The sequence below is a fragment of the Pseudomonas oryzicola genome (genome assembly GCF_014269185.2).
In the GTDB taxonomy this organism is placed as follows: Bacteria; Pseudomonadota; Gammaproteobacteria; order Pseudomonadales; family Pseudomonadaceae; genus Aquipseudomonas; species Aquipseudomonas oryzicola.
This window is the reverse complement of record NZ_JABWRZ020000001.1, coordinates 1,554,763-1,569,226: the sequence shown is the minus strand read 5'-3', so window position 1 is coordinate 1,569,226 and position 14,464 is coordinate 1,554,763. Positions and strand designations below refer to the sequence as shown.

16 protein-coding genes are annotated in these 14,464 nt (G+C 64.2%); 7 read left to right on the top strand and 9 right to left on the bottom strand.

Annotation, left to right across the window (positions count from 1 at the left end):
• The first annotated feature begins 42 nt into the window (after positions 1 to 42).
• The 3 genes from HU760_RS07190 (at position 43) to HU760_RS07180 (ending at position 1,358) form a co-directional block, all read left to right on the top strand.
• Complete coding sequence (locus tag HU760_RS07190; protein ID WP_003259546.1) at positions 43 to 414, top strand: YajD family HNH nuclease; 372 nt, start codon at positions 43 to 45, stop codon at positions 412 to 414.
• 69 nt (positions 415 to 483) lie between these two features.
• Positions 484 to 954 (top strand): RNA methyltransferase, encoded by a 471-nt coding sequence (locus tag HU760_RS07185; RefSeq protein ID WP_186676089.1) that lies wholly within the window; start codon positions 484 to 486, stop codon positions 952 to 954.
• 62 nt (positions 955 to 1,016) lie between these two features.
• On the top strand, positions 1,017 to 1,358 hold the full coding sequence (locus HU760_RS07180) for a YgaP family membrane protein (protein WP_186676087.1): 342 nt from the start codon (positions 1,017 to 1,019) through the stop codon (positions 1,356 to 1,358).
• A gap of 131 nt (positions 1,359 to 1,489) precedes the next feature.
• On the opposite strand, the gene HU760_RS07175 is transcribed toward HU760_RS07180, so the two are convergent.
• Entirely contained in the window at positions 1,490 to 2,695 is a 1,206-nt protein-coding gene (locus HU760_RS07175; protein ID WP_186676084.1) for a hypothetical protein, read from the bottom strand.
• 39 nt (positions 2,696 to 2,734) lie between these two features.
• Positions 2,735 to 3,184 carry a YcgN family cysteine cluster protein gene (locus tag HU760_RS07170; RefSeq protein ID WP_186676082.1) on the bottom strand — a complete coding sequence of 150 codons (450 nt, stop codon included), beginning with the start codon at positions 3,182 to 3,184 and terminating at the stop codon, positions 2,735 to 2,737.
• A 144-nt stretch (positions 3,185 to 3,328) separates the two neighbouring features.
• On the opposite strand from HU760_RS07170, the gene HU760_RS07165 reads away from it, so the two are divergent.
• Complete coding sequence (locus HU760_RS07165) at positions 3,329 to 3,922, top strand: nitroreductase family protein (RefSeq protein WP_186676079.1); 594 nt, start codon at positions 3,329 to 3,331, stop codon at positions 3,920 to 3,922.
• 70 nt (positions 3,923 to 3,992) lie between these two features.
• Here HU760_RS07165 and HU760_RS07160 read toward each other — a convergent pair whose 3' ends face one another.
• From HU760_RS07160 to HU760_RS07140, 5 genes are all read right to left on the bottom strand, one after another.
• Positions 3,993 to 4,925, bottom strand: a complete 933-nt coding sequence (locus HU760_RS07160) for a D-2-hydroxyacid dehydrogenase (protein ID WP_186676076.1) — start codon at positions 4,923 to 4,925, stop codon at positions 3,993 to 3,995.
• A gap of 2 nt (positions 4,926 to 4,927) precedes the next feature.
• Entirely contained in the window at positions 4,928 to 5,221 is a 294-nt protein-coding gene (locus tag HU760_RS07155) for a YcgL domain-containing protein (RefSeq protein ID WP_170031445.1), read from the bottom strand.
• Positions 5,218 to 6,351, bottom strand: a complete 1,134-nt coding sequence (gene rnd, locus HU760_RS07150; RefSeq protein WP_186676073.1) for a ribonuclease D — start codon at positions 6,349 to 6,351, stop codon at positions 5,218 to 5,220. The genes HU760_RS07155 and rnd overlap by 4 nt, the downstream gene beginning before the upstream one ends.
• Positions 6,352 to 6,561: 210 nt before the next feature.
• Positions 6,562 to 8,199, bottom strand: a complete 1,638-nt coding sequence (locus HU760_RS07145) for a phosphoethanolamine transferase (RefSeq protein ID WP_186676071.1) — start codon at positions 8,197 to 8,199, stop codon at positions 6,562 to 6,564.
• 163 nt (positions 8,200 to 8,362) lie between these two features.
• On the bottom strand, positions 8,363 to 8,728 hold the full coding sequence (locus HU760_RS07140; protein ID WP_186676068.1) for a 5-carboxymethyl-2-hydroxymuconate Delta-isomerase: 366 nt from the start codon (positions 8,726 to 8,728) through the stop codon (positions 8,363 to 8,365).
• A gap of 114 nt (positions 8,729 to 8,842) precedes the next feature.
• Between HU760_RS07140 and HU760_RS07135 the strand changes: the two genes are divergently transcribed.
• Positions 8,843 to 9,079: an HP1242/YdcH family protein gene (locus HU760_RS07135; RefSeq protein WP_186676066.1), complete on the top strand. Its 237-nt coding sequence runs from the start codon at positions 8,843 to 8,845 to the stop codon at positions 9,077 to 9,079.
• 63 nt (positions 9,080 to 9,142) lie between these two features.
• Here HU760_RS07135 and HU760_RS07130 read toward each other — a convergent pair whose 3' ends face one another.
• Complete coding sequence (locus HU760_RS07130) at positions 9,143 to 10,324, bottom strand: trans-sulfuration enzyme family protein (RefSeq protein WP_186676424.1); 1,182 nt, start codon at positions 10,322 to 10,324, stop codon at positions 9,143 to 9,145.
• Between the two features lie 91 nt (positions 10,325 to 10,415).
• On the opposite strand from HU760_RS07130, the gene HU760_RS07125 reads away from it, so the two are divergent.
• On the top strand, positions 10,416 to 10,877 hold the full coding sequence (locus HU760_RS07125; protein ID WP_186676064.1) for an Lrp/AsnC family transcriptional regulator: 462 nt from the start codon (positions 10,416 to 10,418) through the stop codon (positions 10,875 to 10,877).
• A gap of 35 nt (positions 10,878 to 10,912) precedes the next feature.
• Here HU760_RS07125 and HU760_RS07120 read toward each other — a convergent pair whose 3' ends face one another.
• Positions 10,913 to 13,243, bottom strand: coding sequence for an FdhF/YdeP family oxidoreductase (locus HU760_RS07120; protein ID WP_186676062.1), 2,331 nt, complete (start codon positions 13,241 to 13,243; stop codon positions 10,913 to 10,915).
• Between the two features lie 214 nt (positions 13,244 to 13,457).
• On the opposite strand from HU760_RS07120, the gene moaA reads away from it, so the two are divergent.
• Entirely contained in the window at positions 13,458 to 14,462 is a 1,005-nt protein-coding gene (moaA, locus tag HU760_RS07115) for a GTP 3',8-cyclase MoaA (protein ID WP_186676056.1), read from the top strand.
• Positions 14,463 to 14,464: the final 2 nt, after the last annotated feature.

Below are 14,464 nucleotides of genomic sequence, written 5' to 3'. Positions count from 1 at the left end.
GGGCATAACTGTCATTTGCCTGACCAGAACGAAGGAAACACCATGAGCTCCACCTCTTCCGCCGCCGCTACCGCGCGCCTGGACCGCATCCTGGCCGATGCCAAACGCGACAAGGAAATGGGCTACCGCGACAAGGCCCTGAAAATGTACCCGCACGTGTGCGGCCGCTGCGCCCGTGAGTTCTCCGGCAAGCGCCTGAGCGAACTGACCGTGCACCATCGCGACCACAATCACGACAACAACCCGCAGGACGGCTCCAACTGGGAGCTGCTGTGCCTCTATTGCCACGACAACGAGCATTCGCGCTACACCGACCAGCAGTACTTCAGCGAAGGCTCCACCAGCACCCCGAGCATCGCCAAGGCCACCCACAACCCGTTCGCCGGGCTGGCAGGCATGCTGAAGAAGGACTGACCATCGATTCGCCCCCCGCTGCTACCGGGCAGCCCGTATAATCGCGCTTTTTGCGAAGGGCCCCGGTACGTGGCAAACAAACGATACAGCTGCATCGGCCTGTTCAACCCCAAGTCGGCGGAAAACGTCGGCTCGGTCATGCGCGCCGCGGGTTGCTACGGTGTCAACTCGGTGTTCTATACCGGCAAACGCTACGAGCGCGCCCGGGACTTCGTCACCGATACCAAGCGCGTGCACTATGACATCCCGCTGATCGGCATCGACGACCTGCAACGCATCATCCCGCTCGGCTGCACCCCGGTGGCGGTCGAGCTGGTTGACGGTGCGCGGCCATTGCCGGAATACACCCACCCGGACCGGGCCATCTACATCTTCGGGCCGGAGGATGGCTCGTTGAGCGAGGAGGTGCGGGGCTGGTGCGAAGAGACCATCTACATCCCGACCGAAGGTTGCATGAACCTGGCAGCGACGGTGAACGTGGTGCTGTATGACCGCATGGCCAAGGGGCTGAATACCCGTTCGGGACCCAGGTTCAAATAACCGACTGAACGATGGCGGTGGCTGGCAGGTCAGCTGCTTACACGTCAGACGGAGGCCTCGCCATGCTGGATATCCATTCGGCTGCAACATCGCAGGACAACAACGTTCATGGGCTTGAGCGCGCCAGCTCGCTGGCGGGCGGCGCCTTGATGGTAAGCAAGGGACTGCGCCACGGCGGCCTGGTCGGCTTGTTGCAGATTGCCGTGGGCGGACTGGCACTGGCTCGCGGCTTCACCGGGCACTGCGCGACCAAGGCCTGGTGGCAGCGGCACCGGCAGGAATATCACCGCTTGCGCTCGGACATCGAGCGCAGTGCCTCCGAACTGCAGGCCTTGAAGGCCAGTGCCGAGGCGGCGACGCGTGGGGTGACGGTGACCGGAAAGGACCCGTTGGCTGGCAGTTGATCCTGCACTGCCTGTGTTGGCCCTTGCGCGGGCGCGCCCGCTCGCACAGGTACTGGATTGCCCCTGAGCCCTGCGCGGTCCTGTGGGAGCGGGCGTGCCCGCAAAAGGGCCGGCACAGGCAATGGAGAGGCCTAGCGCAACGCCTTGCTCTGCAACACCTCCGACTGCCGCCCCAGCACGTTCTCGCTGATCTGCACGAAGTCTTCGGTGCTGACACCGGGCAGGCGCATCAGCCCGCGCACCACATCGTCGAGCGACCGCCTGGCCTGGGTGTGGATGCGGATTTCCTTGTCCAGCGCCTGCAACAGCATCACGCCACGCGCCACCTGCGCCGGGGTGGCATGCTCGCCCTTGAGCCGCGCCACCTTGGCGCCCTGCTTGCTCAAACGCGCTTGCCAGGCCTGGTAACGGTCATCACTCAGCCCACCCGAGCGGCGCAGCAACTCATTGGCGTAGTAGTCGGTCAGGCTTTCCACCAGCCAGTCGCTGCCGTCACGCCCATGGAGCTGCGTAAACAGTTGCACCACTTCGCGCAGCAACGGGCTGCTGCCGTTCTCGCTCACCATCGGCCGACCGCTGTGCAGGTACAACGACCCATGTGCCGCAGCCGCCCCGCGCCACATGCCATCACGGGCGCCGACCAGCAGCAGTTTGGGCGGGTTACGCGGGAACAGCGCCTGCAATTGCGGCCAGACGAAGGTGAGCAAGGTCAGGTTGTCCATGCGCCGCATGCCCTGCCCCACCGGCGCGGCCACCGTCACCTCGGTATCGCCCAGGCGCGCGCGACGGCTGCCCAGGTCGCCAGCGAGCATCCAGCCGGTCGGGCGGTCGAACAGGCGCGATACGTTGTCGATGCGGAACTTATCCTTGCCGATGCGTGGCCAGGCGGTTTCGACGCTGCTCCAGCCCTCGGGCAGGTCGAACGCCAGGCGCGCCACCAGTTCGGTGCCATCCTGCTGGTCGAGGTGCGCTGGCGGCACCAGCTGGTCGCCGAGGAACAGCGCCCAATGCGGGTTGATGCGCGACGAATAGGCCGCACCCCGCTTCTGGTCCAGCTGCACCCGGTAGCTGAGGCTGGTCTTGCCGGCAGCCGGCTGCCACACGCCGCGCCGGCCCTGCGCCTGCCATTTGCCGTCTGCCTGGAAACCGCTGTATACGCCGGCCTTGCCCAGGTCGAAGTCCAGGCTGCGCACGGCACTGCCGTCGGCCAAGGTAAGACGGACTTCCGCCTGGCCATTGGCCGGCAGCAGGCGCACCTGGTAGTCCAGGTCGACCTTCTTCGCCCAGGCTGGCGAGCAGGCCACAAGGCCCAACAGCAACAACAGCTGGCAACGCATACAGAAACTCCTTGTATCCCGTACAGCGGGCTGCGCCGGTCAGCTGGCGCGGAAAATCAGGTGGTCTTCCCAATCGTCTTCGTGCACATCGTGCTCGCTGAGCATACGCCCCGCCTGGGAAATGCGCTGTTCATGGACCTGCTGGCGATCACCACAGACCAGGTGATGCCAGGCCGGCAAGTCCTTGCCCTCGCTGACCAGGCGGTAGCCGCAGGTGCTCGGCAGCCACTTGAACTGGTCGGCCTTGCCTGGGGTTAGCTGGATGCAGTCCGGTACCTGGGCGAAGCGGTTGGGGTAATCGCTGCACTGGCAGGTGTTCAGGTCCAGCAGCTTGCAGGCGATGCGTGTGTAATAGACGCTGTTGTCGTCCTCGTCCTCAAGCTTCTGCAGACAGCACAGGCCGCAGCCGTCACACAGCGATTCCCACTCCTGCGGGCTGAGTTGCTCAAGGGTCTTGCGCCGCCAGAACGGTGCGTTTTCAGCGATCATGACACGGATATCCTGCATTCATCTTGGGGCCGCAGCGCGCGGCGGCGCCAGTCTAGAGCCTGGCCTTCGGCAAAGCCAGACCGCTTGTCAGTGGCGACAGGAGGCAGTAGCGTGGGCGGTTTCCGTCCGCTTGCAGGAGCCGCCATGAGCGCCAACCCTCGCGTTGCCGATTACGCCATCAACGAACAATTCATCAACCGCTGGTCGCCACGCGCCTTCACCGCCGAGCCCATCAGCGAAGAGACCCTGCTGAGCTTCCTCGAAGCCGCACGCTGGGCCCCATCGGCGAACAACTCGCAACCCTGGCGCTTCCTCTATGCCCGCCGTGACACGCCGAACTGGGAGCGCTACCTGAGCCTGCTGGTGCCGGCCAACCGCAATTGGGCACAGCGCGCCTCGGCGCTGGTGCTGATCATGTCCAAGACCACCTTCGCCGCCCCCGGCGCTGCGGAAGAAAAACCGGCGCTGTGGCATACCTTCGACACCGGTTCGGCCTGGGGGCACCTGGCCCTGCAAGCCAGCATCAGCGGCTGGCATACCCATGGCATGGCCGGCTTCGACCAGGCGCTGGCACGCCAGGAGCTGAAAGTGCCGGAAGGCTACGTGCTGCACGCCATGGTGGCAATCGGCAAGCTGGGCGACAAGGCCAGCCTGGACGAGGCCCTGCAGGCGCGCGAAGTGCCAAGCCCGCGCAAGCCGTTGAGCGAGCTGGCGGCTGAGGGTGATTTCAGCCTGTAAGGCCTGCTTTTGCCTGTACCGGCCTCTTCGCGGGCGAGCCCGGCGAAGAGGCCGGTACAGGCAACCAAGGTCAATAGCCCCGGGCGAAGTCCACTTCGCCGCGCAACCCCTGCCCCGCCGCATACGCCTGCACATTCTCGACAAACAACCGCACCATTGCCGTCGGCGAGGTGGGCGCCGAGCTGTGCCCGGTCAGCAACAGGCCCCAGGCGGTCCAGAACGGGTGCTGCCTGGGCAGTGGCTCCTGGCGGCAGACATCGATCACCGCCCCGGCCAGGTGGCCATCCTTCAACGCCGCGACCAGGTCGGCGTCGACCACCGCCGCCCCGCGCCCGGCATTGATGAACAGCGCGCTGGGCTGGAAGCATTTGAACAGCGCCGCGTCATACAGGTCGTGGGTAGCGGGGGTGTCCGGTAGCAGGTTGAGCACGTAGTCGACCTGGCCAACCAGGCGCGGCAGGTCGGCCAAGGCGGCCACTTCGACGAACGGCACCTGTTCGCGTGCGCTGCTGGCGACACCGTACAGGACCACGCCAAACGGCTGCAGGAACTCCGCCACGCGCTGGCCAATGTCGCCGGTGCCGACGATCAGCACCTTGCGCCCTTCCAGGGTGCGCCCCGGGCGGTCGTCCCAACGCCGTTCGACCTGGCTGACCAGGCGCGACAGCACCTCGCGCTCGTGGCCCAGCATGTAGGTGAGCATGTACTCGGCCATCACCTGGCCAAAGATGCCCACGGCGCGGGTCAGGCGATAGTCACGCGGCAGGCCCTCGGCCAGCAGCGGGGTGATACCGGCCCAGGTGGATTGCATCCAGTCCGGCTTGTGGCCTTGGCGCAACAGGCTGGCCAGCAGGTCCGGCTGGCCCAGCCACACCGGGCACTGTGGCGCCTGGCGGGCCAGTTCGGCGGAGTCGCCGCTGGTCAGCACTTCCAGTTCAGGCGTGGCGGCACGCAGGATTTCGGCGTAACGAGCATGGTCATGCTCAGCAATCAGTACGCGCATGATCAGGCCGGGTCGTTCCGGCGCAGCAACTCTTCGGGCAGGTGCTCGATGTAGTCGTCTTCAGGGGGCGGCATTTGCAGGTGGTAACCCTGGTTGTCGAGGTTTTCCAGCACCTTGGCAATGTCTTCGCGGGCCAGCTTGCGCTCGGGGGTCAGCACCAGGTCGAAGGCGTGCATGGGGGTGCCGAAGAACGGCAGCAGGCCTTCGGGCACGCGCTGCAGGCCATCGGCCTTGAGCACGTACAGGTACATTTCGTTCTTGCGTGGGCTCTTGTAGATCGAGCAAATGCGTTTCATCGGGTCTCTCCGGCGCCTGCCAGGCTATCCAGCAGGGCCTGGCCCATGCGCTCACGGCGCCAGCCGCGCAGCGAATCGGGCAGTTGATAGGGGCCATTGGGGTAGCCGCTCTTGAGCAGCGCTTCCAGGGCTTTCTTGCGCAGCATCAACTCGGGGGCGATGCCCAGCCGCTCGCCTTCGGCCTGGCCGATGGCACGCAACTGCTTGAGGATACCGGCGGCCTCGATCGGCAGCGGCTCGGGCAAGGCCGGCGGCCACTGCTCGGGTGGCAGGCTGGCGGCACGCTGGATCAGCTGGATCAGGAACTCTCCGTCCTGGCGAATGGTGCGCGGGTGCATCTCGTCGATCCTGGCCAGCGCCGACAGGTTGTTCGGCTGGCTCTTGGCCATGGGCCACAACGAGTGCTCCTTGAGGATGCGATTGCGCGGCACATCGCGGTTGCGTGCCTCGCGCTCGCGCCAGGCGCACAGTTCGCGCAGCACCGCCAGTTGCTGGGGCGCCAGCTTCCAGGCCAGCTTGACGTCGCGGTACAGGCTTTCGGGCTCGACTTCGCGGCGCAGCTGGGCGACCAGCTCGGCGCCGTCTTCCAGCACCCAGGCGTACTTGTCGTCGGACAGGCGCGGGCGCAACACGCTGAACAGCTCGGCCAGGTGCACGGCATCCTCGGCTGCATAGCTGACCTGGGTGTCGGAGAGCGGGCGCTGCAGCCAGTCGGAGCGGGTTTCACCCTTGGGCAGATCGATGCCCAGCACTTCCTGCACCAGGCGCGAATAACCCATGGAGAAGCCCAGGTTCAGGTAGCCGGCTGCCAGCTGCGTGTCGAACAGCGGTTGTGGCAGCTTGCCAGTCAGGCGCAGCAGGACTTCGAGGTCTTCGCTGCAGGCATGCAGCACCTTGACCACGCGGCTGTCTTCGAGCAGCTCGGCCAAGGGTTGCCAGTCACCGATCAGCAACGGGTCGATCAGGAAGGCACGCTGGCCATCGCCGATCTGGACCAGCCCGGCCTTGGGGTAGAAGGTGTCGACCCGCATGAATTCGGTATCGACGGCGACGAAGGGCAGTTCGTGCCAGTTCCGGCAGTGTTCGGCCAGGCTCTGGTCGTCACGGATCCAGTGTATTTCGATGGCCACGAGGCTCTCCCACTAACATTGGCGCGCAGTATATACGGCGCGGGCACTGCTGGTGAAACCCGGGCCATCCTTGATATCGATCAGTGGTGCTGTTGTGCGTGTGTGGTGCGTGTAGGAGCGGATTTATCCGCGATGCAGGCAACGCGGTGGATGGCACCGGCTTCGCCGGTGTTCGCGGCTAAAGCCGCTACACACCGTCTGCAATTGGCTTCAACGCTTGGCCGCCAGCCACGGCCGGCAGCTGGCGAACAGGTCCAGCGACTGCTGGTAGACCTCGGTGTGCACCTGCAACAGGCCGAGCATCGAGTGGAACAGGTTGTCCTGCGACAACGGGGCGTCGCTGAGCTTGGCCAGGCAGTCGGTATCGATGCCGAAGTCGTCCTTGTAGCTGTCGGAGAACCAGGTCAGCAGCGGCACGTGCTTCTGCTGCTCGGGGGCGATGGCGTAGGGCGTGCCGTGCAGGAACAGGTTGTACTCACCCAGCGACTCGCCATGGTCGGACAGGTAGATCATCGCCGTGTCGACCTTGTCCTGCTTGCTGCGCAGGGTGTCGATCAGCGAGGCCAGCACCTTGTCGGTATAAGCCAGGGTGTTGTCGTAGCCGTTGACGATTTCCTGCTGGCTGCACTGGTCCAGGGCATTGCTCTGGCACACCGGGGCGAAGCGCTGATCGGCAGCCGGGTAGCGCTTGAAGTATTCCGGGCCGTGGCTGCCCATCTGGTGCAGCACCAGCACGGTGTCCTGGTCGAGGTTGTCGATCAGCTCGCCCAGGCCCTGCAGCAGGATCTGGTCATGGCACTCACCGTCCGCGCACAGTTGCGCGTCCTTGAGGTTGCTGACATCGATGAACTGCACACGGTCGCAGGTGCCCTTGCAGCCCGACTGGTTGTCACGCCATTGCACGGCCAGGCCGGCACGCTGGAGGATGTCCAGCAACCCTTCGCGGTTCTTCGCCACGCGGGCATCGTAGTCCTTGCGCTGCATGCCGGAGAACATGCACGGCACCGAAACGGCGGTTTCCGTGCCGCAGGAGTGCACATCGGAGAACGCCAGCAGGCCCTGCTCGCGGGCAAGGTTCGGCGTGGTATCGCGGTCATAGCCCAGCACCCCGAAATGGTCTGCCCGCGCACTCTCCCCCACCACCAGCACCGTCAGCGACTTGCGCTCATGTTTTTGCCAGGCGGCATCGCGCCTGGCATCTTCGCCGTAATGCTGGAATGGCTGCGCAGCAGTACCGACACGCTCGCTGACATAACCGAAGGAAGCGCCGACGATATTGCTGGGGGTCAGCATCAGGCGCAGTTCGTGGTGATTGCGAAACAGCGACGACAAGCCCTGGTAGTTGATCAGCGCCACCGAACCCAGGGCCACCACACAGGCACCGCCGACCACCAGTTTGCCGAACAGCTCGCGGTGCCAGGCGCGGTAGGCGATCGGCGTCTTCCATACCAGGATCGACGGCAATACACCCAGGCCCAGGATATACAAGGCAAATTTCAGCGAGAGCAAGTCACGCACTTCTGCCACATTGGTTTCGGCAATATTGCGGAACATGCCCGCGTCAATAAGTACGCCATACTGGTTCATGAAGTAGGCAACACCGGCACCACTCAGGAACAACACAATGAGCACCGGCTTCAATATGAAGCGGAAGGCCAACAGGGTCAGAATCAGGTTGAACGCGAACAGCATCATCACGGCGAATGCCAGACCCAGCCATAGCCCCGGCAAGCCGGGCGGAACGACCTGTTCGAGATGATGCCAGAGAAAGAAGTTGAAGCCGATCAGCAGGTAAAGGCTGGCCAGCAGCGTGACCCATTCAGTCCGCAGGGATTTGAAGTTCGGCATCAGTGTTCGCATTCAAGGGTAAGGACCAGCCCGAGGGCCTGGGCGGCACCGCGGAAACTTGGCCGAACTCTAGAAAGCGCACCATCAATTTTTTGTGAAAAAGACGCCAACAAATCCGTTAGCCGACGCCTTCTACATTAAAAGAACTTCATGAAACCACGGTTCAGCCTGGCAGGCGCAGCTTGGCGTAAGGTTCCCGATCGATGTCCAGCACTTCCACGCACAGCTGGATATCCAACCCTGGCCGCGCGGGGATGGCTTCGCGCAGTACGTCGAGCAGGCTGCTGGACAACAGCGTTTTCACCTCCGGCGAACGCCCGCTGAGGATGGCCAGGCGCACATGGACAAAAGCCCGCTCGCCCGGCGAGGTGCCCACCCGAAAGTGCCGGAAGGCTTCGGCACGGCTCTTGATGTCCGCCTCGTCGGCGAACTGACCACTGCCGACCAGGGCGTGGTTCAGGCGCAGCAACAGCACATCGACATTGAGCTTGCGCAAGTTGTCGCTGTATTCCAGGTTGAGGTGAGGCATGGCGCAGGTTCCGGGTCACGGGAGATGCGACAGCCTACCCCAGTCCCCCACCTGCGCAAAGCCGACTATCCTCAAAGGTCAGGACCATTCGCCAACCCCGACAGAGGTGAAGAAATGCCAGTTCCGCATGATCTGCTCGCTGACCTGCACGTTACCGCTGATGCATTCCAGGCGCTCATGGACAAGGACCAGACGCTGCACGCGCTGCACAAGGAATACAACGCCAAGGACAAGGAGGTGCTGGCCGCCGAAGGCAACGGTACCAACGACGAGGCCGTCAACCGTTTGCGCAAGGAGCGGTTGCTGATCAAGGACAAGATCGAACGGATCATTCATCCGCCCAAATCCTGACTGAAAAAATAATTGAATTCACCGAGCCTATCGCCGGCTTGCCGGCGATAGGGCCAGCAGGCTTCACACCGTGGCCAGCGCTTTCAACGCCGTATCAAGGTCCTCGACCAGGTCGCGGTAATCCTCGATCCCCACCGACAACCGCAGCAGGTTCTCGCTGATGCCCATCACGCCCTTCTGCTCCGGGCTCAGCGAGCAATGCGACATGCTCCAGGAGTGGTTGATCATGCTTTCCACCCCGCCCAGCGAGTCGGCCAGCACGAAGATCTGCAGCGCCTCCACCAGGCGGTTGAGCGCAGCCCGGTCGCCCTTGACCTTCATCGCCACCACTGCCCCGCCACTGCGCATCTGCCGCTTGCACAGCTCATGCTGCGGATGGCTTTCCAGCCCTGGGTAATACACCTGTTCGACCTGTGCGTGGCGTTCGAGGAAGCGCGCCACCTGCAGGGCATTGGCGCACTGGCGCTCCATGCGCACGTCCAGCGTCTTCAGCCCGCGCAGGGCCAGGTAGCAGTCGAACGGCCCCTGCACGCCGCCAATCGCCATGCTGATACGGCGCAGGCGCGCCAGCAACGCATCATTGGCGGCTACCACCACGCCACCGGTCAGGTCGGAATGGCCGCCGATGTACTTGCTGGCCGAGTGCATGACCAGGTCCACGCCCAGGGTGATGGGGCGCTGGTTCCACGGCGAACAGAAGGTGTTGTCGATGCAGGTGAGGATGCCCCGCGCCTTGGCCAGGTCGCACACGGCCTTGATGTCGACCAGGTGCAGCAACGGGTTGGTCGGCGATTCGATCCAGATCAGCTGGGTTTCCGGCCGGATGGCAGCGGCCACGGCCTCGAGGTCGTTGAGGTCGACGTAGGTGGTGGTCAGGCCCGAGCTGCGGCTACGGTAGTCTTCCAGGATACGGAAGGTGCCGCCGTACACGCCGTTCATCACCACCACATGGGCATCCTTGGGCAGCAACTCCAGCACGGTGGCAGTGGCATTCACACCCGAGGCACAGGCCACCGCACCTACGCCTTCTTCAAGGGCGGCGACACAGGTTTCGTAGGCATGCCGGGTGGGGTTTCCCACCCGGCTGTAGGAGTATTCCGGCTTGTCATCCAGGCTACGCTTGGTGAACGAGCTGGCGGTGACGATCGCCGGGAAAATGGCATTGTCAGCAACGCTGAACTGCTCGCCAGCATGAATGGTACGGGTGGCGAAGTTACGCGGCTTGTCGGACATGGTCAGGCCCATTGGCAGAGTGAAAGTTGCCACTATCGCACAACCCAAATCTTCTGGCCTTGGGGTAATCTGTGAAATATTTTTCTCCACGGCCGCACGCGACATGGACAGCTTCGACCAGCACATTCTCACCTTGCTACAACGCGACGCCGCGATCTCGCTCAAGGACCTGGCCGAGGCCGTCAACCTTTCCACTACCCCCTGCTGGAAGCGGGTCAAGCGCCTGGAAGAAGAAGGCTACATTGTCGGCCGCGTCGCCTTGCTCGACCCTGAACGGCTGGGGCTCGGGCTGACGGTGTTCGTCCAGCTCAAGACCCAGCGCCACGACAGCGCCTGGCTGGAGCAGTTTGCCGCGACCGTGACCGCATTCGAGGAAGTGATGGAGTGCTATCGCATGTCGGGGGACTGGGACTACATGCTGCGGGTGGTGGTGGGTGATATTGCTGCGTACGACCGGTTCTATAAAAAGCTCATCACCCGCACCGAGGGGCTTTCCAACATCACCTCCAGTTTCGCCATGGAGCAGATGAAGTACACCACGGCTTACCCGGTGCACCGCTCCTGATTTCGTACGCCGACAGGGCCCGTGCAGGCAGCCCGTCAATCCGCAGCCGCCACCGCCGCAATCCGATTCCCAGCCTTGGCCTTCTCGACCTTGATCGCCACGAACTTCGAAGTCGGCGTATAGGTTCCCTCGCCATAACTATCCAGCGGCACCAGCGGGTTGGTCTCCGGGTAATAAGCCGCCGCCTGCCCTTCCGGCACGTCGTAGGCCACCAGGCGGAAGCCCGACACGCGCCGCTCCACGCCATCCTCCCACAGCGACACCAGGTCCACATGCTCGCCCGGTTCGAAGCCCATCCGCCGGATGTCGACCTCGTTGACGAATACCACTTCACGCAGGCCGAACACCCCGCGATAACGGTCATCCAGGCCATACAGGGTAGTGTTGTACTGGTCGTGCGAGCGCAAGGTCTGCAGGATCAGGTCGGGCTTGTCACCGCGCGCCAGCACCTTGGCATTCACCAGTTGCTCCGGCAACCGCTGCGGGCTGAAGCGCGCCTTGCCGGTGGCCGTGCGCCAGGTGCGTTCGGCCGCCGTGTTGCCCAGGTGGAAGCCGCCTGGGTGCTGCAGGCGCGCATTGAAATCGGTGAAGCCAGGGATCACGTCGGCGATCATGTTACGGATGCGGCCGTAATCGGCAACGGCGTACGCCCAGTCGATCGGCCGCTTGCCCAGGGTCGCCTGGGCCATGCCGGCAATGATCCACGGCTCCGAACGCAGGTGTGGCGAACGCGGGCGCAACTGGCCATGGGAAAGGTGCACCATGCTGAACGTGTCCTCCACGGTCACGCCTTGCGGCCCGCTGGCCTGCAGGTCGATCTCGGTACGCCCCAGGCAGGGCAGGATCAGGGCGTCGCGGCCAGTGACCAGGTGCGAGCGGTTGAGCTTGGTGGAAATCTGCACGGTCAGCGCGCAGTTGCGCAGCGCCGCATGGGTGCGCGGCGTGTCCGGCGTGGCCTGGGCAAAGTTGCCGCCCAGGCCGATGAACACCTTGGCCCGCCCTTCTGCCATGGCCTTGATCGCCAGCACCGCATTGTGCCCATGGGCGCGCGGCACGCGGAACTGGAAGCGCCTTTCAAGGGCGTCGAGCAGCGCCGGCCTGGGTTTCTCATCGATGCCCATGGTGCGGTCGCCCTGCACGTTGCTGTGGCCACGCACCGGCGACAGGCCGGCACCGGGTTTGCCGACATTACCGCGCAGCAGTTGCAGGTTGACGATTTCCTGTACGGTCGCTACCGAGTGGCGATGCTGGGTGACGCCCATGGCCCAGCACATGATCACCCGCTCGGCCTTGCGGTACATGCGCGCGGCCAGCTCGATCTCGGCCTGGGTCAGCCCCGATTGCTCGACGATGTGCGCCCACGGCGTAGCGTCCAGGGTGGCCAGGTAGGCGTCGATGCCACTGGTATGCTCGGCAATGAAGGCATGGTCGAACACCGCCGGCTCGCCGTTGGCCTGGGCTTCGCGCTCCCATTGCAACAAGTACTTGGCCATGCCGCGCAACACCGCCATGTCGCCGCCCAGGGCCGGGCGGAAGTAGGCGGTATTGGTCGGTTCGGAGCCATTGCTGAGCATCTCGAACGGGTGCTGCGGGTGCTGGAAGCGCTCCAGGCCGCGCTCTTTCAGCGGGTTGAAGCAGACCACCTGGGCCCCGCGCTTGACCGCTTCGCGCAACGGTTCGAGCATGCGCGGGTGGTTGGTACCAGGGTTCTGGCCGATGACGAAGATGGCATCGGCCAGTTCCAGGTCGTGGAACACCACGGTGCCCTTGCCCACGCCGAGGGTTTCCGCCATGCCCACGCCACTGGCTTCGTGGCACATGTTCGAGCAGTCGGGGAAGTTGTTGGTGCCGTAGGCGCGAACGAACAGCTGGTAGAGGAACGCCGCCTCGTTGCTGGCCCGGCCCGAGGTATAGAACTCGGCCTGGTCGGGTGAATCCAGCGCGCGCAGGTGTTGGGCGACCAGGGCGAACGCCTCTTCCCAGCTGGTTTCGACGTAGTGGTCGGTGGCCGCATCGTAGCGCATCGGGTGGGTCAGCCGGCCTTGGTACTCCAGCCAGTAGTCGCTCTGCGCGGCCAGCGCGCTGACGCTGTACCTGGCGAAGAACGCCGGGTCTACCGAGCGGCCGGTGGCTTCCCAGTTGACCGCCTTGGCGCCGTTTTCGCAGAACTTGACCATGTCGTTTTCCGGCGACTCGCCCCAGGCGCAGCCGGGGCAGTCGAAGCCGCCGTTCTGGTTGGTCTTGAGCATGGCCCGCAGGTTCTTGAAGGCATTGTCACTGCCCAGCCAGCTTCTGGTCACGCTCTTGAGCGCCCCCCAGCCGGCGGCGGCGCCCTTGTAGTCGCGGATATGTCGGTCCTGGCTCATGCGCTGAATCCTCACGCTTCGATGCTTTTTTTCAGCCTATGGAGCGCGGGGTAGAGCCGTCCAATCGAAAGATCTTACGGCGTGATAAGCGCTTTCGATCATGCGCCGGGGGTGATGATAGAAGCGGTCGATCAAGTGGTCGGGCAAAGCAATTTGACGGCCTTGCCCCCAGGTTATAGCTTGGAGTTCAGTCCCAACCCATTCGAGCGCGAACGTGGAACAGAACAGCCGGGCCCTGATCGACGGCTTCAACCGGAAAATCGACTACCTGCGGATGTCGGTCACCGATCGCTGCGACTTCCGCTGTGTGTACTGCATGGCCGAAGACATGCAGTTTCTGCCACGCCAGCAGATCCTCAGCCTCGAAGAACTGTTCGCAGTGGCCGAGCGCTTCGTCGCCCTCGGCACCCGCAAGATTCGCCTGACCGGTGGTGAACCGCTGGTGCGCCAGGGCATCGTCGACCTGTGCGGGCGCATCGCCGCCCTGCCCGGTTTGCGCGAGTTGTGCCTGACCAGCAATGGCTCGCAACTCGGGCGCCTGGCCCAGCCGCTGTTCGACGCTGGCGTGACCCGCCTGAACATCAGCCTCGACAGCCTGGATGCCGAGCGCTTCAGGCAGCTGACCCGTACCGGTGACCTGCACCAGGTGATCGCCGGCATCGACGCCGCGCGCCACGCCGGTTTCCGGCGCACCAAGCTCAACTGCGTGGTGCTCAAGGGCCGCAACGACCACGAACTGGTCGACCTGGTGCGCTTTGCCATCGACCGCGAGCTGGACATCACCTTCATCGAGGAGATGCCACTGGGCGTGATCGACGAGCATGAACGCGGCGAGTCGTTCTGCTCCAGCGACGAGGTCCGCGCACGCCTGGCCGAGCGTTTCACCCTGATCGAATCGACCGAATCGTCGCAAGGCCCGGCGCGTTACTGGCGCCTGGCTGAAGCCAGCAACACCCGCATCGGTTTCATTTCGCCGCACAGCCATAACTTCTGCGCCACCTGCAACCGCGTGCGCCTCACTGTCGAAGGCCGCCTGCTGCTGTGCCTGGGCAACGAACATTCGGTGGACCTCAAGCAGGTGCTGCGCGCCCACCCGGGCAACGCCGAACGCCTGGAACAGGCGATTCGCGATTCGCTGCACCTCAAGCCCTACCGCCATCACTTCGAAGTCGGTGGCGACGTGCAGATCCTGCGCTTCATGAACATGACCGGCGGCTAGGC

What these genes read in the sequence shown, in the direction of transcription:
- HU760_RS07140 (WP_186676068.1), bottom strand. Translation starts at nt 8,728, where the DNA reads ATGCCTCACCTCAACCTGGAATACAGCGACAACTTGCGCAAGCTCAAT.
- HU760_RS07135 (WP_186676066.1), top strand. Translation starts at nt 8,843, where the DNA reads ATGCCAGTTCCGCATGATCTGCTCGCTGACCTGCACGTTACCGCTGAT.
- HU760_RS07175 (WP_186676084.1), bottom strand. Translation starts at nt 2,695, where the DNA reads ATGCGTTGCCAGCTGTTGTTGCTGTTGGGCCTTGTGGCCTGCTCGCCA.
- HU760_RS07190 (WP_003259546.1), top strand. Translation starts at nt 43, where the DNA reads ATGAGCTCCACCTCTTCCGCCGCCGCTACCGCGCGCCTGGACCGCATC.
- HU760_RS07165 (WP_186676079.1), top strand. Translation starts at nt 3,329, where the DNA reads ATGAGCGCCAACCCTCGCGTTGCCGATTACGCCATCAACGAACAATTC.
- HU760_RS07125 (WP_186676064.1), top strand. Translation starts at nt 10,416, where the DNA reads ATGGACAGCTTCGACCAGCACATTCTCACCTTGCTACAACGCGACGCC.
- HU760_RS07160 (WP_186676076.1), bottom strand. Translation starts at nt 4,925, where the DNA reads ATGCGCGTACTGATTGCTGAGCATGACCATGCTCGTTACGCCGAAATC.
- HU760_RS07180 (WP_186676087.1), top strand. Translation starts at nt 1,017, where the DNA reads ATGCTGGATATCCATTCGGCTGCAACATCGCAGGACAACAACGTTCAT.
- HU760_RS07130 (WP_186676424.1), bottom strand. Translation starts at nt 10,324, where the DNA reads ATGGGCCTGACCATGTCCGACAAGCCGCGTAACTTCGCCACCCGTACC.
- HU760_RS07145 (WP_186676071.1), bottom strand. Translation starts at nt 8,199, where the DNA reads ATGCCGAACTTCAAATCCCTGCGGACTGAATGGGTCACGCTGCTGGCC.
- HU760_RS07120 (WP_186676062.1), bottom strand. Translation starts at nt 13,243, where the DNA reads ATGAGCCAGGACCGACATATCCGCGACTACAAGGGCGCCGCCGCCGGC.
- HU760_RS07155 (WP_170031445.1), bottom strand. Translation starts at nt 5,221, where the DNA reads ATGAAACGCATTTGCTCGATCTACAAGAGCCCACGCAAGAACGAAATG.
- HU760_RS07170 (WP_186676082.1), bottom strand. Translation starts at nt 3,184, where the DNA reads ATGATCGCTGAAAACGCACCGTTCTGGCGGCGCAAGACCCTTGAGCAA.